Raw genomic sequence first — 23197 nt, 5'->3', positions numbered from 1 at the left:
GCATTTTCGCCCCTCGCTGCTACGCAAAAAAACCGGACATTGATGAGCAATGACAATATAACCGAGTGGCTAATGTCACTCAGCATGGAAGAACTTCTCGACCTTGATTACAAACTCAAGGCGACAATAAAGACAATGGCGCAGGAAAAAGCCGCAGAACAAGAACGCCTTGAACAGGCACGCCTGGAGCAACTGCGTCTGGACAAGGAGCGCCAGGAACGTCAGGAGCACGAAGCGAAAGAGCGCGCCAAGACCACCACCGGCGTCCGACCACTGCCCACCAACCTGTATGCAAGCGTCGATCAGCTGGCTGCCAGCCAGGGCCTGGATATCAGTGGACTGATGAATGAGATCGCCCGCAAGGCGGCCCAAAAGCCCAAGCCCAAGCCCAAGACCGGCTCGGGTAACCACTCGGGCAATGGCCGTCGCTAGGCGCCACTCCTGGCAGCACACTCAGCTTTAAAATGAAAAAACCGCCGCTCCCCAAGGGAGCGGCGGTACGCAAAATGGCCACTGTATTGCTAAATCAGACGCTGATAATCACGTGCTGGGGACGGCCGCATAGGCAACCACTTCGACCAGCATTTCCTCACGGGCGAGACCTGCAATGACCATGGCTGCACGGTTGGGATAGGGTGCGTCGAAATACTGCGCATAGACCTGATTGAACACCGGCAGAAAAACACGATCCGTGACATAGATCAGCACCTGGGTCACATCCTGCATGCCAAGGCCCGCGGCCTCGATGCAGTGTTTCAGGTTATCCATTGTCTGGCGGCTCTGGGCTTCGATACCCCCTCGACAACCTGGCCGGCCCTGTCGATGGGAGTCTGTGCGGTATACAGGGTTCCATTACCGATTACCGCCCATTCCAGCGGCGCCTTGGAGGCATAGAGGCCGGTTTTGACAATCTGTTTCATAGGCCCTGGGGCTCCCGAGTCGTTTTTCAAAATACATACAGGGATCGGCGGGCAGCGCCAGAAGGGCCGCCCGCCCGCTTGCTTAGTCGATCAGTTTTTGTTCACGCGCCATCTGCAGGGCGATACGCGGTGCCGTCCAGAGCGGTCGAAAATACCGAAGCGTCGCGTCAGGGCGCAGGCGGGCGCTAACTGGCGCGCTGTCCCTGGGCCCACTCAAAAGTCCAGGCTGGCAGGCACATTGGCCAGCCGACGGGTCTATAATGCCGCCTCCCGCGGCCGGGCACTCTGACCTGCAGCTCGCGACTTCGGCACACAGGACCTGCAATGATCTACAGCCTCTGGGACCTACTGGCCCTGCTTATCGTGACCGTCGGCATTGCGCTTCAGGGCGTAGTCGGCATTGGTTTTGGCCTGGTGGCAGCGCCGCTGCTGTTTCTGATCGACCCGCTTTATATCCCGGTCTCGCTGATTATTCTGGGCGCACTGCTGTCCGGTTACATGGTCGCGAAGGGGCGGCATCACCTGTCCTGGCGCCGCCTGATGCCGGCGCTGATCGGGCGCATACCGGGCTCCTGGTTGGGGGCGCTGCTGCTGGCGTCGGTGTCCCCTGCAATCCTGAGTCTGATTCTGGGCAGCACACTGCTGCTGTCCGTTGCACTCAGCTGGCGCAATAGCTTCAGAATCACAATGTCGACGCGCTCCCTGTCCATCGCCGGCTTTTTCTCGGGCCTGATCGGCACCGCGACCTCCGTGGGCGGGCCACCCATGGCGCTGGTGTATCAGGAATCCAATGTGCTGACGGCCCGCAGCGAGCTGGCCGCCTTTTTTCTCGCAGGCCTGCCCATCACCCTCGCCATGCTGGCGTTCACCGGCAGCCTGCCGCCGGAGTCCCTACTGCTGACGCTGAAGATGGCGCCGGGCCTGTTGGCCGGCGTCTTTATCGCACGACGCATAGACCGTTACGTCGACAAGCAGAGCGCCAAGCCGCTGCTGTTGTCGATTTCGCTGCTCGGTGCGGTTATGGTGCTGGCACAGGGTATCCGCCTGCTCTGAGGCGGCGCCCAAGGCCAGCGGCAGGAGGCCTGAACTATTTGCGCGTAAGGTAAACGCCGCATTCCAGGTGATGGGTATAAGGGAACTGATCGAAAATCGCGAACCGCTCGATCTGGTGAGTCTGGGTCAAGTCGGCCAGATTGGCCTTCAGCGTCTCGGGATTGCACGAAATGTAGACGATATGCTGATACTCGCTGACCTGCGCCACTGTATCTGCATCCAGCCCTGAGCGCGGCGGATCCACCAGCACTGTGGTGAAATTACAGCTGGTCAGATCCAGATGCGCCGTACGTCGCGCTGTGCGCTCACCCTTGAGCACCTGGGAAAAATCCTCCGATGCCATGCGCACCACATCAATATTATCGATACCATTCTCGGCGATATTGAATTCGGCGGCCCGCACCGACACTTTGGCGATCTCGGTGGCCACGACGCGGCCAAAATTCTGCGCCAGCGGCAGCGTGAAGTTGCCATTGCCGCAGTAGAGTTCCACCAGGTCGCCGCCGGCGCCTTTGGTGACATCCAGTGCCCAGCCGATCATGGAACGACAGACTTCGGCGTTGGGCTGGGTGAAGCAGTTTTCCACCTGTTTGTAGCGATACTCGCGGCCATTGATATCCAGACGCTCAATCACATGATCACGCCCCAGTTCTATCTTGCTCTTGCGCGAACGGCCAATAATCTCGATATCAAACTGCTCGGCCAGCGCCCTGGCCGCCCTTTCCCATGCCTCGTCGATGGGGCGGTGATACAGCAGCGTCACCAGCAGTTCACCCGACAGGGTGCTGAGAAAATCGATCTGGAACAGGCGAAAGCGCAGCACAGGATCGGCCTTGATCACGTCCAGCATAGCGAACATGACATCATGAATGCGCCGCGACACCATGGGACAAGTGTCCAGGCGCACTGGAATCTTCTTGTCGCCGGCCTCGAACATGACGTAGTAGAGGTCATCGCCGTCGTGCCAGACCCGGAACTCCGCCCGCATGCGGTAGTGCTCGGGCGGCGACGCAAAGACTTCAACCGCCGGCAGTGCAAAGGCGGCGAAGTCTTCGCGCACGGATTCGCACTTTTCGCGCAGCAGCGCCTCGTAGCGGGTCGGGTCAACCTTGGGTATGGCCATGAAAGTACTATCCGGGATCGTTCGGGAAAGCGCGGCATTCTAACAGCCCCGCTGCCGCCATCAAAGCACCGACCGCCCGACATTGCGTCTGGACGGTAAACGCCTAGCGAGCCCCTTTGCCGGCCTCCAGCTTGAGCCGGTACTCGTTGGCCATCATTTGCCAGCGAGGGACATTTTTCAGCACACCCAGGCGCTCGAGGTAGGACTCCGACAGCCGGCACGAGAGGTCGGCCCCGGGCCCATTGGCAATCGCCGGCAAGAGCGCATCGGCCAGGTGTACCGCACTCAGGGGCTCAAAGCGGGTACTCGGCGAAGCCGACGGGAAGTGGTGCAACAACACCGCCTCCACCACACTGAACGGCAGGTTCCACAACCCCAGCAGATAGGCCGCCGCCTCGGCATGGGTCAGCCCCAGGCGCATCTTCTCCATGGCATACATCGGCTGACCCATGCGCACGGACTTATCCATCAGGGCTTGATAGGCTTCTGGGTCCTTGTTGGCCAGTACTGAAATGCCGAAATCATGCAGCAGGCCGGCCAGAAATGCCTGACCCTGCTGATTGCGATCCAACCCGGCATCGGCGCCAATCTGCTGTGCCAGGCGTGCCACCAGCATGGAACGCTGATGCAGTTTGGCGAACGAAAAAGCGGTCCAGCTATCGCGCTGACGATAACGGCTGAACAGGTGCGTCGCCAGCATCAGATCGCGGATCATGCGCACCCCAATAATGGTCACCGCCTCATCAATGCGGCTGATCTGGCGCCGCAGACCGAAGAGCGCCGAGTTGACCAGCTGCATGATCTTGGCAGCAATCGCCGGATCCTGTTCGATAATACTGGCAATGCTTCTGGCATCGGACACATCGGAGTTCAGTGCATCATTCAGTGTACGGTACACCGTCGGCAGGGTGGGCAGACGCCCCAGGCCACTGATGTAGTCGCGAATGGCTGACTTGTTGACCAGGCCCTCGATCTTCAGCACATACTCGATTGCCGCGATAACCTGGGCGCCACTGCTGTTGTCGGGCAGGGTCTGGTGGGCCACCTCCAGGGCTCTGGCGGAGCTCGCCGGTGTCAGGTGGCCGCTGATCAGGATACGTACAATACCAGGACGTTCCTCCGCAATCGTTTTCAGCAACCCCAGTGCCTTGTAGGGCTGCTGATAGGCCACCACGATCAGAACCTGAGAGTCGTAGTATTTCAGCCGCGACTGGACTTCACTCTCATCATCCAGACACATGAGATCCCAGCCGGGATGACTGCCCACTTCGTGGGCCGCGCCGCGATGACTGAGCTTGGAGTCGCAGAACAGAATCCTGCAGGTTTGACTGCTACCCACTGCCGCGCTCATTCAACGTCCCTCTGGATGCACGGTGATTCACTCTTTTTAGTCGCAAAAACGCGCTTTGTCGACCGGCGATCGGTTCATATGCCGCGCCAAAAAGCGTAGAATCCGACAACTTCGTTTCAGTCTACCAGGTTCCATTAGCCGACTTATGACCCAGAATCCGCGCAAGATCCTCGTTACCAGTGCCCTGCCCTACGCCAACGGCCCCATTCACCTGGGTCACCTGGTGGAATACATCCAGACCGATATCTGGGTTCGCTTCCAGAAGCAGCGCGGTCATCAGTGCACCTATGTCTGTGCGGACGATGCACACGGCACCCCTATCATGCTCAAGGCGGATCAGCTGGGTGTCAGCCCGCAGGAACTGATCGCCCAGGTCAGCACCGAACATCAGCGCGACTTCGCGGGCTTCATGGTGGACTTCGACAACTACTATTCCACCCATTCACCGGAGAACCGCGACTTCGCCGCGCTGATCTACAAGCGCCTCAATGACGGCGGTCATATTGCCCGTCGCACCATTACCCAGGCCTACGACCCCGAAAAGCAGATGTTCCTGCCGGACCGCTTCGTCAAGGGTGAATGCCCCAAATGCGGCGCCGCCGATCAGTACGGCGACTCCTGCGAAGCCTGCGGCGCCACCTACAGCCCGGTCGAACTGAAGAACGCCTACTCCGCCGTCTCCGGTGCCAAGCCGATCGAGAAGGATTCCGAGCATTTCTTCTTCAAACTTGGTGATTTCGAACAGTTCCTGCGTACCTGGGTTAATACGGATGATCATGTACAAGAGCACATGATCCACAAGCTCAACGAATGGTTTGAGTCGGGTCTGCAGCAGTGGGATATCTCCCGCGATGCGCCCTACTGGGGCTTCGAAATTCCTGATGCGCCCGGCAAGTATTTCTATGTCTGGCTGGATGCGCCTATTGGCTACATGGCCAGTTTCAAGAACTGGTGCGACAACAACGATGTCGAGTTTGACGACTACTGGGGCCAATCCTCCGATGCCGAGCTGTACCACTTTATCGGCAAGGATATCGCCTACTTCCACACCCTGTTCTGGCCGGCAATGCTCAAGGGTGCGGGTTTCCGCACGCCGACAAAGGTGTTCTGTCATGGTTTCCTGACCGTCAACGGTCAGAAGATGTCCAAGTCCCGCGGCACCTTCATCATGGCCGAGAGCTACCTCAAGCACCTGCGCCCTGAATACCTGCGCTACTACTTTGCCGCCAAGCTGGGCTCGGGCATCGACGATATCGACCTGAGCCTGGATGATTTCCGCATGCGCGTGAATGCCGACCTGGTCAACAAGGTGGTGAATATCGCCTCCCGCTGCGCAGGCTTCATCGCCAAGAAATTTGACGGCCAGCTCGGCGCCAGCCTGGTGCAGCCCGAACTCTACAACGATGCGGTCAGCATGGGCGAGGCCATCGCCCAGGCCTACGAGCAGCGCGAATATGCCCGCGCCATGCGTGAAATCATGCATATCGCCGACAGGGCCAATCAGTATATCGATGCCGCCGAACCCTGGGTGCTGGCCAAGCAGCCGGAGCGGGCGCAGGATGTACAGGACAGCTGCACCCTGGGAATTAACCTGTTCCGCGTTATTCTCAGCTACCTGGCACCGATTCTGCCTCAGGTGGCCGCCGAAGCCGCACAGTTCCTCAACATTGACGGTTTCGCCTGGGATGACATCCAGACGCCACTGCTGAACCACCGCATCAACAAGTTCAAGCCGCTGATGCAGCGCGTTGAGCCTGAGGCCATCGACAAGATGGTGGAAGACTCGAAACAGTCCATGCCGGCACCCGCACCAACAGTACCGGCCGTGAAAAGCCCGCTGGCAGCGGAGCCTGTCGCCGATACCATCGAGTTTGCGGACTTTGCCAAGGTTGACCTGCGCATCGTCAGGATCGCCAAGGCCGAGCACGTGGAAGGCGCCGACAAGCTGCTGCGCCTGACACTGGATCTGGACGGCGAAACCCGCAATGTCTTCGCCGGGATCAAGTCTGCCTATACACCCGAACAGCTCGAAGGCAAACTGACCGTCATGGTGGCCAACCTGGCGCCGCGCAAGATGAAGTTCGGCCTATCAGAGGGCATGGTGCTGGCCGCAGGGCCCGGTGGGCAGGATCTGTGGATTCTGGAACCCCACCAAGGCGCCCAGCCTGGCATGCGCATTAAATAGTTCGTACTTACAGGCCCTGCAGTTTCAATAATTGCGGGGCCTGACTCCTGCGGGTCTCCGCCTGTTCCACCCGGCTGCTTGCCGAATCCCCGCTCCCCCCACCGGGCCCTGCTGCCTGCATCAAAACCTGCATTTAGCCTGTCTTGTGCTGCAACTGGCGACAGCTTTGCGCCTGCCTGCCCCTTCGCCTGGCCACCCCTTTCTCCCAATCAATTCGGCGCATTCGCGCCAAGCTCGCATGCGTTACGCAAATTAACGACTCACGGCGGCGCGCTGGTCACGCCCCCGAGCTATATGCTGTCAGCCTGTTCTGTGCATGCTGGACCCATGCAGATGCAACAATTAGGTGCACACACAGGCTTCATCTGGCGCGCATGCCCTGCAATCGATACGACCAAGACAAACAGGCGCACGAAACGACCCCGCCGTGAACCGCATTAGCAAGGTCGTACCCGTGCAGGAGGTCCGATGTCGCCTCGCTGTAATCGTAAAGAACCGGGCACGGGGCGGCAGGCGAAATACAGGGAAATAGGACAGTTTAAACAACCGGGTTGCGCGCTACTGGCACGCCAGTTCCACCCGCGTTTTTATTGACGATCCGATCAATAAACAATTGTACCTATAAGCTTAATTCTTTACCGTGAGTCCATGTACAGGCCAAAAAGCATGGTCTATCGTTAGAACGATTAAGTCTATAAATCAGGCGACAACAGGAGGCGATAGCAGCGTAGAACCCGGGCAATTCAGACAGATTGTGGCACGGCCATTGCAGGCCTTTAAAGTCTAGCGCTGTCATGAGGATAGCGTCCGGTAATCCACAGAAGACAATAAGAATTACATGCCTGATCTCAGGAGGATCATTCCATGATGAAGAAAACTCTCGCAACAGCCATAGTCATGTCTGCCGCAATCTCGGGACTGGCTGCAGCGGAAGGTACGCTCGAAGCCGTCAAGGCGCGCGGCGTATTGCAGTGTGGGGTTACCAGCGGAGTCCCCGGCTTTTCCGTACCGGATGAGCAGGGAAACTGGAAAGGCCTGGATGTTGATGTGTGCCGCAGTGTCGCAGCCGCGACCCTGGGCGATGCCAGCAAGGTAAAATATATCCCTCTTACCGCCAAGGAGCGTTTCACGGCGCTGCAATCCGGCGAAATCGACGTTCTCTCCCGCGTAACCACCTGGACCCAGACCCGCGACACTCAGCTGGGCCTGAACTTCACCGGCGTGACCTACTACGACGGCCAGGGCTTCCTGGTCAAGAAAGAGCTGGGGCTGACCAGCGTCAAGGAGCTGGATGGCGCTACCGTCTGTGTTCAGTCCGGCACTACCACCGAACTTAACCTGTCCGACTACTTCCGTGCCAACGGCCTGACCTTCACACCGGTGGTATTCGATACCAACGAACAGGCTGCTACCAGCTTTGATACCGGCCGTTGCGACTCCTTTACCACCGACCTTTCCCAGGCCTACGGTCTGCGTACCCGCATGAGCGATCCGGATGCAGTTGTGGCACTGCCGGAGGTCATTTCCAAGGAGCCCCTGGGCCCCGTGGTTCGCCAGGGTGACGATCAGTGGTTCAACGTCGTCAAGTGGTCGCTCTACGCCATGCTCAACGCCGAAGAACTGGGTGTAAGCTCAGCCAACGTCGACGACATGAAGTCCAGCGAAAACCCCAATATCAAGCGCCTGCTGGGCGTTGATGGCCCCAAGGGCAAGGGGCTGGACATCGCCGATGACTGGTCTTACCAGATCATCAAGCAGGTGGGCAACTACGCTGAATCCTTTGACCGCAACGTCGGCAAGGACTCGCCGCTGAAAATCGACCGCGGCATTAACGCCCTCTGGAATCAGGGAGGCTTCCAGTACGCGCCACCGATGCGTTAATCAAGCCGCAGACAACGCCGGGCATTCGTGCCCGGCACTGAAGGTCACCGGCCTCGCCGGCGATTAACACCTATCGGTCCCTGAACCCGTCGGTATTGCGTTACAACACAATGCCGGCCGGGCTCCCACGGAGGACAGCATGTCCGAAGACACACCCAAGGCCGACAAGCCGGGCCACAAGCGCGCACCTGCCAGCGGGACCCGTTTCTGGAATGACCCCGCCAAGCGAGCGCTTATCTTCCAGGCGCTTCTGCTCGGCATTATTGGCTTTTTCCTCTTTTCCGTCGTCAGCAACACCCTCAACAACCTGGAAACCCGCGGCATCACCACCGGCTTTGGCTTTCTGTCCGAAGAAGCCGGCTTCAGCATCCCCCTCTCCCTGATTGATTACACCGCAGCCGACAGCTACGGCCGCACCTTTTTTGTCGGCTTGCTCAACACTGTACTGGTGTCGGTACTCGGCATCATCGCAGCCACGCTGCTGGGATTCGTACTCGGGGTCGCACGCCTGTCCGACAACTGGATGATCGCCAAGCTCTCGACCATCTATATCGAGATATTTCGCAACATACCGCTGCTGCTGCAGATGTTCTTCTGGTACTTCGCGGTACTGCGCTCGCTGCCCTCGCCACGCGAGAGCATCGAGTTTCTCGGCAGCTTCCTCAACGTGCGCGGCCTGTCCGTACCCCGCCCGATTGCCGAAGACGGCCTGGGCATGGTGTTCTGGGCCTTTGTTGCCGCCATTGTTCTGAGCTTTGTGCTGACACGCTGGGCTCACCGGCGCCAGGACGCGACCGGGCAGATATTTCCGAGCGGCTGGGCCAGTACCGGCCTGATCCTGGGGTTGCCACTGCTAGCCTTCATCATTATGGGTGCGCCACTGTCATTTGATACGCCGCAACTGCGGGGCTTTAACTTCGTCGGCGGCATGACCCTGCTGCCTGAACTGGTCGCACTCTGGCTCGCGTTAACCATCTACACCTCCACCTTTATCGCAGAAACGGTACGCGGCGGTATCCTGGCCATACCCAAGGGACAGCTCGAAGCCGCCTCGGCACTGGGGCTGCCCAAGACACGCACCCTGCGCCTGATCGTGATTCCCCAGGCCATGCGCGTCATCATTCCGCCGCTGACCAGCCAGTATCTGAACCTGACCAAGAACTCGTCACTGGCGACCGCCATCGGCTACCCCGATCTGGTCTCCGTCTTTGCTGGCACAACGCTGAACCAGACCGGCCAGGCCATCGAGGTGATATCCATGACCATGGCGGTATACCTGACACTGAGCCTGCTCACCTCGCTATTCATGAACTGGTACAACAAGCGCATGGCGCTGGTTGAACGCTAGCCAATTACCGGAGAGCATCTCGTTATGAAATATGAACTCGAAGCTGCCCTGCCACCACCGTCCAGTACGGTCGGTATTATTGGCTGGATGCGGCGCAACCTGTTCAATGGCCCGATCAATTCGGTGGCCACCCTGGTGATAGGATTCCTCGCCGTTTACTGGCTGATACCAGTGCTGCAGTGGATGTTCATCGATGCCGACTGGCTCGGCGACAGCCGCGAAGCCTGCACCAGCGGTGGCGCCTGCTGGGTGTTCATTATCACCCGCATAGATCAGTTCCTGTATGGCTTCTATCCCTCCGAGGAATACTGGCGGATTAATCTGGCCTTTGTCATGCTGGCGATCCTTATTGCCTGGCTCATGCTGCCCAACCTGCCTTTCAAGGGCTGGGTGTCCTTCTTCACCCTGGTGATCTATCCGATAGTGACGTTCTACCTGCTGGCCGGCGACGCCTTTGGCATGCCCGCGGTCGAAACCCATCTGTGGGGCGGTTTCAGTCTGAACCTGGTGCTGGCAGTGGTCGGCATTGTCGCCGCCATGCCGTTCGGTATACTGCTGGCACTCGGGCGGCGCTCGGATATGCCGATCGTGCGCTCGCTGTCAGTGGTCTATATCGAGATCTGGCGCGGCGTGCCACTCATTACGGTGCTGTTCATGGCATCGGTCATGCTGCCGCTATTCTTTCCCGAAGACATCAACTTCGACAAGCTGTTGCGGGCCATGATCGGCATTATCCTGTTCCAGTCAGCCTATATGGCGGAGGTCGTGCGCGGCGGCCTGCAGGCGATTCCCAAGGGTCAGTACGAAGCGGCCGATGCCCTGGGCCTGAGCTACTGGAAAAAAATGATCATGATCATTTTGCCCCAGGCGCTGAAATTAATGATACCGGGAATCGTCAACACCTTTATCGCCCTGTTCAAGGACACCAGTCTGGTGGTGATTATCGGCCTGTTCGACCTGCTGGCCATTGTGCAGGCGGCAAGCAACGACCCCGACTGGATCGGCTACGCCACCGAAGGTTATATCTTTATTGCCCTGATGTTCTGGGTTTTCTGCTTTGGCATGTCCCGTTATAGCCAGCACCTCGAGCGGCTGCTGCATACCGGTCATGGCGGCCGTAACTAATGCGTTTGGAGACTAATTACCATGACTGAGCCACAAATCAAGCAGGCGAACCTGGCCGTCGAACTGCGCAATCTGAACAAGTGGTACGGCGATTTTCATGTCCTGAAAAACATTAACCTGGAGGTTCAGAAGGGCGAGCGTATCGTCATTTGCGGCCCGTCGGGCTCCGGTAAGTCCACCATGATCCGCTGCATTAACCGGCTTGAGGAGCACCAGCAGGGTGACATCATCGTCAACGGCATAGAGCTGACCGAGGATCTGAAAAAGATCGAGAATATCCGCCGCAATGTCGGCATGGTATTTCAGCACTTCAATCTGTTCCCGCACCTGACGGTGCTGGAAAACTGCGTGCTGGCCCCCATCTGGGTCAACAAGGAATCGCGCAAAGCGGCCGAAGCGAACGCCATGAAATATCTGGAACGCGTACGCATCCCCGAGCAGGCGAAGAAGTTTCCCGGACAGTTGTCGGGGGGTCAGCAGCAGCGCGTGGCCATTGCCCGCAGCCTGTGCATGAACCCCGATGTCATGCTGTTCGATGAACCCACGTCGGCACTGGATCCGGAGATGATCAAGGAGGTGCTCGATGTCATGATCGAGCTGGCGCACGAAGGCATGACCATGCTGTGCGTGACGCACGAAATGGGCTTTGCCAAAACCGTGGCCAACCGTGTCATATTCATGGATGCCGGGCAGATTATCGAGGAGAACAATCCCCATGAATTCTTCGACAATCCGCAGCATGAACGCACCCAGCTGTTCCTGAGCCAGATCCTGCAACACTGAGCCGCATAACCCGCCCGTTCAATGCCTGCGCCGCAGCGCATTCAACGGGCACTTGCCTCGCCTGCTTCCTTGCACCGCCCCTGCACCACTCCCTTTCAGGCCAGTACCTTTACCCATCAGGCTTTACCCTCGGGACAACAGATGTTAGAAAGCCTGTTTGCCTTTCTTTGGAGTTTCAACAATGGACCTGAATTCTTTTCTCGCCGCTATCGGACAGGACGACAGCCTGGATTTCAAGCACAGCATGGAGGTCATTCAGGCCCACTATGATTACCAGCCCAGCGGTTTCACCAATGGCAAGATACGTAATGAAGCGGGCCAGAATGAAGGCAGCTGCAAGATTTTCGCCTTCGCCAAGCTGAATGCACTGAGTGAAGCCCAGACACTGGCCTGCTTTGGTGGCTTTTACCGCGATGTACTGAACGCTCCCCAGGGCACCGACCACGGCAACATTCGTGCCTTTATGGCGACCGGCTGGGACGGCGTGGCCTTCGATGCCGCCGTCCTGACGCGCAAGGGCTGACCCCGCCGCCAGGCCAAATAACACGATTCAGAACAGTGCCAGCTGATCGGGCTGCGCACTGTCGCTGTGCTCGCTCAGGCGATAACCCACACCCAGCAGCCGCACCGGCCGAGCACCGCGTCCGAAGGCTTCGCGCACCAGCCGCTCGTACAGCAGGATATCCGGCGCCAGCGCGGCCTGAACCCGGGTTGCCTGCTCCACCGTCGTCTGGCTAAAGTCGTGGAACTTCAGCTTGACCACTGCCCCCGCGATATCCGCCGGACGCGACAGCCTGCCATAGCGCACCGCCAGGGACTCCAGCAGTGACGGCAGCTGCTGCAGACAGGCATCAAGGTCGGGCAGGTCCTGGGAATAGGTGTGCTCAACGCTCACCGACTTGCGTTCCCGGCTGGTGCGTACCGGGCGATCATCCTGTCCCCAGGCCAGTTCCCACAGACGCTGACCGAAACGACCAAAGCGACTGATCAGCACTGCAGCCCCCTGCCCCCGCAGATCCGCACAGCTGTGCACCCCCATGCGCTCCAGCTTCTCGGCCGTCTTGGCCCCCACGCCATGCAGCTTTTTCACCGGCAGCGCCTGCACAAAGGCCTCCACCTGCTGCGGTCGCAGCACAAAAAGACCATCGGGCTTGTTCCAGTCACTGGCGATCTTGGCCAGAAACTTGTTGGGAGCCACACCCGCCGACACCCGGATGCCCACCTCGTCGAACACGCGTCGGCGGATTTCCTCGGCCATGCGCGTGGCACTGCCCTGACAGCGCTGCGTACCGGTCACATCCAGATAAGCTTCATCCAGCGACAGGGGTTCAATCACCTGGGTGTAATCGGCATAGATCGCCATGATCCGGGCCGACACCTCACGGTATTTCTCCATGCTGCCAGGCACCACAACAAGGTCCGGGCAGAGCGCCAGGGCTCTGGCCGTGGACATGGCCGAATGCACACCGAAAGCCCGCGCCTCATAGTTACAGGTGGCCACCACGCCACGCTGGTCGGCACGCCCACCCACGGCCAGCGGAACAGCGCGCAAGGCCGGATTGTCGCGCATTTCGACCGCGGCATAGAAACAGTCACAGTCGCAATGAATGATTTTTCGATCCACGTTGAACTCTCTGTCCATAGTGCTCTGCGAATAGCTGTCGTCACGACCCCGAGAAATTGACCCGCGGGAATACCCGATGCAATATCGAGCCTGACTGCTAATCTTAACCCGAATACCCATAAAGCATCCCGGTCACGGAGCCTACAATGACGGATGAAGATAAAAACAACTGGAATGGTAATGAACAGCGCTCAGGTACCGATAGACGCAAGAAAAACGACCGCCGTGACGAAGTAAGGTTCGAACCCGGCAAACCCGACCGGCGCAAAAACCGCGGCCGCCGCACGGTCGATCAGGATCCCTGGAGCAAAGGCAACGTCTGAACCGGCCTGAAAGCCTTCCGGGGAGCTTTATCAGGCTCCCCGCCCGGATGCCCCCACCGTCCTTTTCCGCCCCGAGACTGGCGATCCTGCGCCTGACTGTCATATTGCTGTCACCCTGCTTTCAAGCTCCGGTCACATTCCAGCCATAAAGTGTGAGTCCTCCGACAGAGGACACCCCTGATGCAGCTGAATGTAGAGCAGGTCGTCACCCAGAAATTTCCCGCCTTTATCGCCAAGCCCGCGCCGGTAAAACGCTCAACCCTGTTCTGCCTGCGCCACCTGGTGAGGGAGCGGGAAATCAACCATTTCCTGGCCGAACACAGCGCCAGTACCGGCTTCGAGTTTATTGACCGGGTACTGGACTACTTCAACTTCAGCTATGCCCTGAGCCATCAGCATCGTATGAACATTCCGGCCACCGGACGCGTGCTGATCGTCGCCAATCATCCGCTGGGGGCGCTGGATGGCCTTGCTCTGCTGAAGCTGGTCGGGGAAATAAGGCGCGATGTACGCATCGTCGCCAATGATGTGCTCTCCAGCATTGACCCGCTAGAGCCCCTGCTCCTGCCCGTGGACAACCTTGGCAAGGCCACCCGCAAGCGGGATATCGCCCGTATTACCCAGGCCCTGCAGGATGATCAGGCGGTCATTGTTTTCCCCGCCGGCGAAGTGTCCCGCGCAGGCCTGACCGGTATCCGCGACGGCAAATGGAACAGCGGCTTTCTGCACTTTGCCCGCAAGGCCAATGCCCCCATACTGCCGGTCTTTGTGGGCGGCAAGAACTCGTCACTGTTTTACAGCGTATCCGCACTGAACCGTTCGCTGTCGACCCTGCTGCTGGCACGGGAGATGTTCAACAAGCGCTCGGTCACCATTGAGGTGCGGGTCGGGGAGCCTATTGCCTTCAGCCAGATCGATGCGTTGCCACTGTCGACCCGCGAAAAAGCCCGCATTCTGAAAAAGCACCTGTACCGCATCGCCCGCAACAAGTCGCCACTGTTCATTACCGAGAAGACCATCGATCACCCGCAGAATCGCAGCAACCTGAAAAAGGAACTCAAGGCCTCCGAACTGCTGGGGGAAACCGGCGATGGCAAGAAAATCTACCTGTTCGACTACCGCTCCGACTCGGCCGTCATGCGGGAGGTCGGGCGTCTGCGCGAGATCGCGTTTCGCAGCGTTGGCGAGGGCACCGGTGAAAAACGCGATCTGGATCGTTATGACCGCCACTACCGGCACCTGATTCTGTGGGACGAAGAGGATCTGGAAATTGCCGGCGCCTACCGGCTGGCCGAAACCGCGGGTCTTGGCCAAGAGGACAGGAGTAACACCCCGCTCTACAGCGCCAGTCTGTTTCGCTACAACGATGCCATGGCGCCGGTGTTTGCCCGCGGCATCGAGCTTGGCCGCAGCTTTGTGCAGCCACGCTACTGGGGACGGCGCAGCCTGGACTACCTCTGGTACGGCATCGGTGCCTACCTGCGCCGCCACCCCGAGATCCGCTATCTGTTCGGCCCGGTCAGCCTGAGCAACAGCTACCCCAAGGCTGCCAGAGACCTGGTGGTCTGGTTCTACAGCCACTACTTCCCGGACAATGACAACCTGGGCCGCTCCCTGAGCCCTTTCACCATTGACGCCGCCAGTCGGGAGCACCTGAGCCAGTTATTCAGTGGTAGCGACTACAGCGCCGACTTTCGCATTCTGAAGGAACAGCTGGAATTCATCGGCGTATCCGTGCCCACGCTGTACAAACAATACAGCGACGTCTGTGAAGAGGGTGGCGTGCGCTTTCTCGATTTTGGCGTCGATGCCGCCTTCAACTACTGTGTTGACGGCCTGGTTCTGGTGGATCTGGACTACCTGAAAGAACGCAAGCGCGAACGCTACCTGGGCCAGACTCAGGCGACCTCACTGCGCCAAAGCCCTGCTGCCTGAATATTCCGTCCAGGCACCGCAAGCACGGCGTCAACTTTTTCCGCCCCGCGCACTCCAACACTGTATTCTCCTATACTGAGCGGAAAAGGAGTGCACCATGGGCGACGATCATAAATCCCTCAGCCAACGCTCCAGCCATCGGGAAATTGACCAGTTCCTGCATCAGCTGGCGAAAACACCCGCCAGCGGCGGCGGTCGGCTGGTATTCGCGCTGGATGCCACTGCCAGCCGGGAACCCACCTGGGATCACGCCTGCCAGCTGCAGAGCGAAATGTTCGAGCAGACCCGCAACCTCGGCGGGCTCTCCGTCCAGCTGTGCTACTACCGCGGTTACCGCGAGTTCCACGCCACCGACTGGCTGTGCAATACCGACCGTCTGATGCAACAGATGAACGCCGTGCGCTGCCTCGGCGGCCACACCCAGATTGCCCGTCTGCTGACCCATGTGCGCCAGGAAACCCGGCTTAAAAAAGTCCAGGCGGTCATCTTTATCGGTGACTGCGTGGAAGAACCCGTAGATAACCTCTGTGCGCTGGCCGGTGAACTGGGCCTGTTGCAGGTGCCCGTATTCATCTTCCATGAAGGCCAGGAAAGCACTGCAGCACGGGCCTTCAAGCAGATCAGTCAGCTCTCAGGCGGCGCTTATTGCCAGTTCGATCAGCACAGTCCACAGTTGATGCGCGAACTGCTGGGAGCCGTCGCGGTCTATGCATCCGGCGGCCACAAGGCGCTGGAACACTTCAGCCAGGGCAAGAGTGCGGCACTGCTGCGCCTCACTCAGCAGCTGCGAAACTGAAATCAAACCAGACACGAACGAGGTAAGCGTTGAATCCTTTTGGCCTGATCATTCTGAGTGCGGTTGCCCTGGCGGGCATGATGTGGATACAGTCACGGCCGCCGCAGTTGCGCGAGCGTGCCAAGTGGCAGCTTGTCATCATCCTGTGCGCCCTGTTCCTGCTTTACTTGAGCGTCACCGGGCGCCTGCACTGGCTCGCAGCCCTGGTCGCGGTAATGCTGCCCTTCAGCCGCAGGCTTATCCCGCTATTGCGTTACCTGCCCTTCCTGCATCAGCTCTACAAGCGCCGCCAACAGCCGCCTGGCAACAGCAACAACCGCTCGCGCGTGCAGAGCGCCATTCTGGAAATGAGCCTTGATCACGATACTGGCGCCATGCATGGCACCGTACTGCAGGGACCACTAACCGGCCAGACGCTGGACGGGCTGAGTGAAGACCAGTTTATTGAACTGCTGCAGTACTGCCGCGATCATGATCAGGAATCGACCCAGCTGCTGGAAGCCTATCTCGACAAGCGCTTTGGTGACAGCTGGCGCGAAGATGATCCCGGCGCCGGCAAAGACAGCCACACCAATCAGGCGGGGCCGCTGAGTGAAAATGAAGCCTACGATATTCTAGGTCTCGAACCCGGCGCCAGTGAAAGCGACATTGTCAGCGCCCACCGCCGCCTGATTCAAAAGCTGCACCCCGACCGGGGCGGCAGCAATTACCTGGCTGCCCGCATCAACGAAGCCAAGGATCGTCTGCTTAACTGAAATCCTGTCTCAGGCAGCGGTCCCATCGCACCGATTTTCTGCTATGATCGCCGATTCATTTTCTGCGCTTCGGGCAACTATTACCCGCTATGAAAAGGCTTTCATTTCTATTGCTCCAGGGACCGGCAACGCCCTTCTTTGCCCGCCTGGCCGATACCCTGCTTGAGCAGGGCCATCGGGTATGCAAAGTCAATTTCTGCGCGGGTGACGCCCTGTTTCGAACCCAGGCGACTTCTGTTGCGTTTAACCGCCCGTTTGACGAATGGGACGGCTTTCTCAGCGGCTTGCTGGAGCTGCATGGCATAGACCGCGTTCTGCTGTTTGGCGACTGCCGACCACTGCATATGCAGGCTATTGTCCGCTTAAAACAGCGTTCAATACCGTTTTTTGTCTATGAAGAGGGCTATTTCCGGCCGAACTGGATTACCCTTGAGGCGGGCGGTACCAATGCGTTCTCCGGTTTGCCCCGGGATCCTGCCTGGTATCTGAAGCAGGCAAAAGAAATTCCCGTTTATGCCGATGGCGACACCGTTGGCGGCTCTCTGAAAGCGCGTGCAGGACAGGATATGGCTTATCATCTGGCCAATATCACCAATGCACTGCGATTCCCGCATTACCGGACCCATCGCCCCCATGCCAGTCATATCGAATACCTGGGCTGGGCGCGACGCTTTCCACAACTGCCCTGGCGTGAACGCAAAGCGCAACACAGCTTTGCGCAGATACAGGCGCACCGCCGCCCATTTTATCTGTTTCCCCTGCAGCTGGATGCCGATTATCAGATCAAGGTGCATTCTCGCTTCGACGGTATCAGCCAGGCCATTAGCGAGGTTATGCAATCTTTTGCCAGTCAGGCCGCAGCTGATGCTGTTTTGCTGATCAAGAACCACCCGCTTGATACCGGCCTGATCAACTATCGGGCCCACATTCGCACGCTTGCAACACAGCTTGATCTGGGCAATCGAGTCGTCTTCATTGATGGCGGCCACCTGCCAACGCTACTGCACCACTGCCGCGGCGTGATTACCATCAACAGTACCGTCGGCCTCTCGGCGCTCTACCATGGCAGGCCGACAATTGCGCTGGGACAGTCGATCTACAACCTGCCGGGGTTGTGCTTCCAGGACTCGCTGGACGCATTCTGGAAACAGCAGAAAAAGCCTGACAGGGCGCTGTTTCATGCGTTTCGCAATACCGTGATTCACCGCACTCAGCTCAACGGCGGCTATTACAATACCCGTGGTATCGAGTTGGCAATTGCAGGCTCGGTACGGCGTCTGACTCATCAGAATCCGCTGTCCAAAGCCGAACCGAACTACACTGGCGTGCCTTCGTGGGAAGGCTAACCCATCCCGGGCATGTGCTGATTACCGGCGCCAGTGGCGGCATAGGCGCGGCGCTGGCCCGCGCCTATGCCTGTGACGGCGTGCGGCTGAGCCTTTGCGCACGCAACCCTGCGAAGCTCGAGCAGGTCGCCCATGCCTGCACGGAAAAAGGCGCCAGGGTCGAATTCAGCAGCCTTGATGTAACCGATATCGATGCCTTGCAGAGCTGGATACTGGATCAGGATGCCAAGCAGCCCATCGACCTGGTTATCGCCAATGCCGGCAAGACGCTGAATGTAGGCCCTAACGGCGAAGAAGAGAGCTGGGCCGATACCAAAGCCCTGCTGTCGGTCAATGTCGACAGCGCCCTGGCCACGGTAATCCCCCTGATTGCCCCGATGCGCCGCCGCGGCCAGGGCCAGATTGCCCTGGTCAGCTCACTGGCAGCCTATCGCGGCATGGCCATCACACCGGCCTATTGTGCCAGCAAGGCGGCGGTCAAGGCCTATGGCGAAGCACTGCGCGCCCTGGTGGCGGCGGATGGTGTCGGCGTATCGGTTATCTGCCCCGGATTCGTCGACTCCGACATGAGCCGGGCGTTTCCCGGTCGCAAACCCTTTATGATCTGCGCCGACCAGGCCGCCATGATCATCCGCAAAGGCCTGGCCCGTAACAGACCCAGGATAGCCTTCCCGTTTCCGCTCAATCTTGGCACCTGGCTGCTGGCCATGCTCCCGGCCGTCCTGGCGGACCTTATTTTGCAACAGATCAGCTATGGCCGCAGCCGCTGACAAGCCAAGAGCCCGCACTGATCATGACGTTTACCCAGCTTTTTTTTCTGATGATCACAGCGCTCTGCTCAGTCAATCTTGAGCGATTGCGCAAGCCTGCCAGCCCGGGCCCTGGCGCAATGACCCTGCATCTGCTGATCATGCTTAGCCTGTTTCTCACGGCCTATGGCCTGACACGACGCTTCTATTTTTCCCTGCTGAGCGCAGTCTGTATTCAGCTGATCGTGATCATCGTCAACAATGCCAAGGTCCGTTTCTTGCGCGAAGCCCTGGTATTCGCAGACTTTGCGCTCTATTCGCAGGCCATTCGCTTTCCTCGCCTGTACCTGCCTTTTCTTGGCGCAGGACCCGCCATTGGCGGGACAGTGGCCATTCTTGGCAGTATCACGCTGGCCACCCTCTATGAGGCACCCAGCGCCCTGTTTGCCCGCTCAGCCTGGCTCGACAGCCTTGCCGCTGTACTGATTGCCGCGCTGCTGATTGCACTGATGATCAAGCTCGCGGCCCGCCGGCCTGTGACCCTGGACGCCAACCGTGATACGGCGCAGTATGGCCTGCTGCCGACCCTGGCAATCTACGCCAGCCAGGCCAGCCAGACCCCGCTACTTGAGCCAAGATCCTTTGCGTTACTGCCATCGCGACCCAACCTGATCGCTATCCAGAGCGAATCCTTTTTCGATGCAAGGCGCCTGGACCCCAGTATCCGCCGCGATCTACTGCAGCACTTTGACCGCCTGTGCACCCAGGCACAGGCATTCGGCCGTCTGCAGGTGCCGGCATGGGGCGCCTACACCATGCGTAGCGAGTTCGCCTTTCTCACCGGCCAGGCCAACTCCGCACTGGGGTTCGGTCGGTTTGACCCGCTGCGTTATTTTCAGGGAAAAGTGGAAAGTTCCGGAGCGGGATCACTGGCGGCAAGCCTTAAGCAGCAGGGATATCGCTGCATCTGCATTCATCCCTACCCGGTGGAATTTTTCGCACGCCATCGTATTTACCCGGAGCTGGGGTTCGATGAGTTTATTGATATTCGCAGCTTTTCTGCCACCGACCGCACCGGCCCCTACACCTCGGATGCCGCTGTCTGCGAGCGCATTATCAGCGAGCTTTCCGGCTCGACCCAACCGCTGTTTATCTTTGCCATCACCATGGAAAACCACGGTCCACTGCACCTGGAAGCCATTACCGCAGATGAGCGCAATGCTTTTTTCAGCCAGCCCACAACAGCAGCGGACAACAATCTCGCCATTTACCTGCGCCATCTCAACAATGCCGATCAGATGCTGAACCGGCTCACCGGCTACCTTACAGACGAAGATCCAGCCGCAGTACTGGCCTGGTACGGTGACCATGTGCCCGGCATGCCCGATATCTATCAGACACGCAACTATGAAGACCCCTGCACCGACTACCTCATCTGGTCGGCAAACAGTGCCAACCAAAACCCGTGCCAGCCGATCGAGTCAACGGTCGAAACACTGGCGGGCCGCCTGCTTGACGCCACCCAATAATGCACCAAGGAGCCGTGCCGATGAATTCCGGATTGACTGACAAGCCGCGCAGCCCGTTGCACCAAGGAGCCGTGCTGATGAATTCTGGATTGACTGACAAACCGCGCAGCCCGCAGCAGCAACGCCTGTTCGACTGGATCAAGGGGCTCGAGCAGGTACCGCAACGCTACGCCGGCTCCGCAGGCGAGCGACAAAGTGCTGAACTGGTGGCCGGCTGGATGCGGGAACAGGGACTGCCCGAGGTCAACCTCGAAACCTTCCAACCACCCAAACGCTCGGGGCGCTCCGGTTACCTGCTGGCCCTGCATACCCTGATCGCCGGCATCGGCTGCCTGCTTGGCGGCTGGATAGGCACCGGCCTGGTATTGCTCGCCGCCTGGTCCATACGCGGACCACGCTGGTTCAATATAGGAGCGCTCCTGCCCGCCATCACCTCGCTCAATGCCGTCGGCCACCGGGCCGCCAGCGTCGAGGAACCTTTTCGCATCATTCTGTCGGCCCATATAGATACCAACCAGGCCGGACTAATCTTCCATCCCTGGATGGCGAACACCTTCGCGACGCGTGCCACCGCGAAGAACCGGGGCAAACCGCCCAAAGGCCCCAACAGCATTCCTATCCGCCTGGCGATTGTGGCCTGTCTGATGCTTGGATTATCGCTGCTGTTTCCGGCATCAACGCCGCTATTGCTCGCGCGCTGGCTCATCGGCTTGGTACTGCTGGTAGTCTGCGCGCTGGGGCTGCAGTGGGCACTGGCCAAGACCACGCCCGGTGCCAACGACAACGCCTCAGCCGTGGCGGCCATGCTGCAGGCCGCCGAAACGCTTAACCGCGAACTTCCGGACGATACCGAACTCTGGGTGGTCGCCACCGGAGCCGAAGAAATTGGCAGCCGTGGCATGCAGGCCTTCATGAACCGCCATCAGCACTGGCCCAGGGAGCGCTGCCTGTTTATCAACTTCGAGAGCGTTGGCAGCACCCACCTGCACTTTGCGGTCAACGAAGGCGCCAGCAAAAAGACACATTACTCCGATGCCTCGATCAGCTTCGCAGCAAGACTGGCTGAACACAGCCCCCAGGGGCCGATTACGCCGATTGAGCTGATGATTGGCACGGATGGCCGGGTGCCGGCAAGACGCGGCTATGAAGCGGTCTCGCTGGTGTCACTGGAAGCCAATCAGGTACCGCGCAACTACCATCGACCAAACGATATCGCCGAGTACATAGACCTGGAAACGGTGCGCCGGGCGGGGGCTTTTGCCATCGAAGCGGCACACGCGGCGGCCGCCGAAAAAAGGGTAGGATAGAAACTCAGGGACGGCGCTATTAACCTGGCGATGCAATAGGTCGTCCCGCCCTGTTTCATCATCGCCCTGAAAATCGGGCGAATTTGTGAAATCCCTGGACTTTCAAGGCCCGCATTGGCCATTGGCCATTGGCCAATGGCGGCGCATCCTGCGCCACAGTATTAAACCGGCTCTACAGACGTTAAATGCCACCGGTTTAATACAACCGTGGCGCCCGCACAAGCCGCAGGTAGTCACCCAAGCCCAGCACGCCGGTAACCCTAGCCACATCCCGCGCCAGGGGCCAGCCATCGTAATTCCCGCCGCCCGGCTGCAGCTCGCCGCTCTGGTTGTCATCCAGCCGGGCGAGCTCAGCAATGGCCAGCTGCGCGCCACAGGAAAACAACTCGGCGTAACCGGCCATCAGGCTGGTATCCGGATTCAGCACCCTGCTCTGCTGCGCCAGTATAGGGCCGGTATCCAGCTGGGCATCAAGCCGGTGTACCGTTACACCCATTGTTGTTTCACCCCGCAGGCGGGCATGGATCAGCGGATCGACACCCCGGTTATGTGGCAATACCGATGGGTGAATATTGATGCACCCCAGCCGGGGCAGGTCCAGCAGAGGCCCTGCCACAATCTGATTGAAATAGGCTGATAGACAGACATCAGGCTCAAGGCGGCGGATAAAGCTCACTGCGTCGGCGGCATTGATGTCCCTTGTATCAAGCAGGGGGATATCGAGGGCCCGGGCCCGGGCATGCAGGCGCCGCCTGGGTGCCAGCAGCTCGAAACCCGAGGTCGCCAGCAGCAGGTGCAGTGCATAACGCAGACCCGAGCGTCGCAGCAGACGCCGGACATCGCCCAGCACAGAACCACTGCGGGACAGCACCCGGGTGGAGTTGACGATGCCGACTATTTCCAGCCCAGGGGCCTGCAACAGTGCCTCCAGTACCAGACTCGAATAGAGACTCGAATGGGTGCACAGGATCAGCCGGCGCTTCATCCGCTCACATCTTCCAGAATAGAGCCACTGCGGGACAGCACCCGGGTGGAGTTGACGATGCCGACTATTTCCAGCCCAG

At 59.2% G+C, this 23197-nt stretch carries 22 protein-coding genes; 16 read left to right on the top strand and 6 right to left on the bottom strand.

Features of this window, described 5'->3' with window-relative positions:
• The first annotated feature begins 42 nt into the window (after positions 1-42).
• A complete protein-coding gene (locus MRS74_RS11410) occupies positions 43-432 on the top strand; it encodes a hypothetical protein (protein WP_254580415.1) in 390 nt (129 codons plus the stop codon).
• 108 nt (positions 433-540) lie between these two features.
• On the opposite strand, the gene MRS74_RS24105 is transcribed toward MRS74_RS11410, so the two are convergent.
• Both MRS74_RS24105 and MRS74_RS24100 read right to left on the bottom strand, forming a co-directional pair.
• The gene (locus MRS74_RS24105; RefSeq protein WP_306421990.1) at positions 541-768 is read right to left on the bottom strand and encodes a RidA family protein; all 228 of its coding nucleotides are present in this window, start codon (positions 766-768) and stop codon (positions 541-543) included.
• Positions 756-920 carry a hypothetical protein gene (locus tag MRS74_RS24100; protein WP_306421989.1) on the bottom strand — a complete coding sequence of 55 codons (165 nt, stop codon included), beginning with the start codon at positions 918-920 and terminating at the stop codon, positions 756-758. Before MRS74_RS24100 ends, MRS74_RS24105 begins: the two co-directional genes overlap by 13 nt.
• 324 nt (positions 921-1244) lie before the next feature.
• Here MRS74_RS24100 and MRS74_RS11400 point away from each other — a divergent pair, with 324 nt between their 5' ends.
• On the top strand, positions 1245-1973 hold the full coding sequence (locus MRS74_RS11400) for a sulfite exporter TauE/SafE family protein (RefSeq protein WP_254580414.1): 729 nt from the start codon (positions 1245-1247) through the stop codon (positions 1971-1973).
• A gap of 34 nt (positions 1974-2007) precedes the next feature.
• Here MRS74_RS11400 and trmA read toward each other — a convergent pair whose 3' ends face one another.
• Together trmA and MRS74_RS11390 are read right to left on the bottom strand one after the other, a co-directional pair.
• Positions 2008-3096, bottom strand: a complete 1089-nt coding sequence (gene trmA / locus MRS74_RS11395) for a tRNA (uridine(54)-C5)-methyltransferase TrmA (RefSeq protein ID WP_254580413.1) — start codon at positions 3094-3096, stop codon at positions 2008-2010.
• Positions 3097-3199: 103 nt separating this feature from the next.
• On the bottom strand, positions 3200-4435 hold the full coding sequence (locus MRS74_RS11390; protein WP_254580412.1) for an HDOD domain-containing protein: 1236 nt from the start codon (positions 4433-4435) through the stop codon (positions 3200-3202).
• Between the two features lie 157 nt (positions 4436-4592).
• Between MRS74_RS11390 and metG the strand changes: the two genes are divergently transcribed.
• The 6 genes from metG to MRS74_RS11360 all read left to right on the top strand — a co-directional run bounded on the left by metG (position 4593) and on the right by MRS74_RS11360 (position 12292).
• Complete coding sequence (gene metG, locus MRS74_RS11385) at positions 4593-6632, top strand: methionine--tRNA ligase (protein ID WP_254580411.1); 2040 nt, start codon at positions 4593-4595, stop codon at positions 6630-6632.
• 867 nt (positions 6633-7499) lie between these two features.
• Positions 7500-8513, top strand: a complete 1014-nt coding sequence (locus MRS74_RS11380; RefSeq protein WP_254580501.1) for an amino acid ABC transporter substrate-binding protein — start codon at positions 7500-7502, stop codon at positions 8511-8513.
• Positions 8514-8652: 139 nt separating this feature from the next.
• Positions 8653-9861 (top strand): amino acid ABC transporter permease, encoded by a 1209-nt coding sequence (locus MRS74_RS11375; RefSeq protein WP_254580410.1) that lies wholly within the window; start codon positions 8653-8655, stop codon positions 9859-9861.
• 24 nt (positions 9862-9885) lie between these two features.
• Positions 9886-10986 (top strand): amino acid ABC transporter permease, encoded by a 1101-nt coding sequence (locus tag MRS74_RS11370; protein WP_254580409.1) that lies wholly within the window; start codon positions 9886-9888, stop codon positions 10984-10986.
• Positions 10987-11007: 21 nt separating this feature from the next.
• Complete coding sequence (locus tag MRS74_RS11365; protein ID WP_254580408.1) at positions 11008-11769, top strand: amino acid ABC transporter ATP-binding protein; 762 nt, start codon at positions 11008-11010, stop codon at positions 11767-11769.
• Between the two features lie 181 nt (positions 11770-11950).
• Positions 11951-12292, top strand: a complete 342-nt coding sequence (locus MRS74_RS11360; protein WP_254580407.1) for a HopJ type III effector protein — start codon at positions 11951-11953, stop codon at positions 12290-12292.
• 27 nt (positions 12293-12319) lie between these two features.
• Here MRS74_RS11360 and dinB read toward each other — a convergent pair whose 3' ends face one another.
• Positions 12320-13411: a DNA polymerase IV gene (gene dinB / locus MRS74_RS11355; RefSeq protein WP_254580406.1), complete on the bottom strand. Its 1092-nt coding sequence runs from the start codon at positions 13409-13411 to the stop codon at positions 12320-12322.
• Positions 13412-13539: 128 nt separating this feature from the next.
• Here dinB and MRS74_RS11350 point away from each other — a divergent pair, with 128 nt between their 5' ends.
• The 8 genes from MRS74_RS11350 (at position 13540) to MRS74_RS11315 (ending at position 22133) form a co-directional block, all read left to right on the top strand.
• On the top strand, positions 13540-13716 hold the full coding sequence (locus tag MRS74_RS11350) for a hypothetical protein (protein WP_254580405.1): 177 nt from the start codon (positions 13540-13542) through the stop codon (positions 13714-13716).
• A gap of 180 nt (positions 13717-13896) precedes the next feature.
• The gene (gene olsF, locus MRS74_RS11345; RefSeq protein WP_254580404.1) at positions 13897-15651 is read left to right on the top strand and encodes a bifunctional ornithine lipid synthase OlsF; all 1755 of its coding nucleotides are present in this window, start codon (positions 13897-13899) and stop codon (positions 15649-15651) included.
• Between the two features lie 97 nt (positions 15652-15748).
• Positions 15749-16447, top strand: coding sequence for a VWA domain-containing protein (locus MRS74_RS11340; RefSeq protein ID WP_254580403.1), 699 nt, complete (start codon positions 15749-15751; stop codon positions 16445-16447).
• 29 nt (positions 16448-16476) lie between these two features.
• Positions 16477-17202, top strand: a complete 726-nt coding sequence (locus MRS74_RS11335; RefSeq protein WP_254580402.1) for a DnaJ domain-containing protein — start codon at positions 16477-16479, stop codon at positions 17200-17202.
• Between the two features lie 89 nt (positions 17203-17291).
• Positions 17292-18548, top strand: a complete 1257-nt coding sequence (locus MRS74_RS11330) for a capsule polysaccharide biogenesis protein (protein ID WP_254580401.1) — start codon at positions 17292-17294, stop codon at positions 18546-18548.
• On the top strand, positions 18536-19318 hold the full coding sequence (locus MRS74_RS11325; protein ID WP_254580400.1) for an SDR family NAD(P)-dependent oxidoreductase: 783 nt from the start codon (positions 18536-18538) through the stop codon (positions 19316-19318). The genes MRS74_RS11330 and MRS74_RS11325 overlap by 13 nt, the downstream gene beginning before the upstream one ends.
• Positions 19319-19341: 23 nt before the next feature.
• Complete coding sequence (locus MRS74_RS11320) at positions 19342-20826, top strand: LTA synthase family protein (RefSeq protein ID WP_254580399.1); 1485 nt, start codon at positions 19342-19344, stop codon at positions 20824-20826.
• 77 nt (positions 20827-20903) lie between these two features.
• Positions 20904-22133 (top strand): M28 family metallopeptidase, encoded by a 1230-nt coding sequence (locus tag MRS74_RS11315; protein ID WP_254580398.1) that lies wholly within the window; start codon positions 20904-20906, stop codon positions 22131-22133.
• 196 nt (positions 22134-22329) lie between these two features.
• Here MRS74_RS11315 and MRS74_RS11310 read toward each other — a convergent pair whose 3' ends face one another.
• A complete protein-coding gene (locus tag MRS74_RS11310; protein ID WP_254580397.1) occupies positions 22330-23118 on the bottom strand; it encodes a formyltransferase family protein in 789 nt (262 codons plus the stop codon).
• Between the last annotated feature and the right edge of the window lie 79 nt (positions 23119-23197).

It is taken from the genome of Marinobacterium sedimentorum (genome assembly GCF_024267675.1).
GTDB lineage: Bacteria > Pseudomonadota > Gammaproteobacteria > Pseudomonadales > Balneatricaceae > Marinobacterium_A > Marinobacterium_A sedimentorum.
This window is presented reverse-complemented; position numbering and strand designations above follow the sequence as displayed.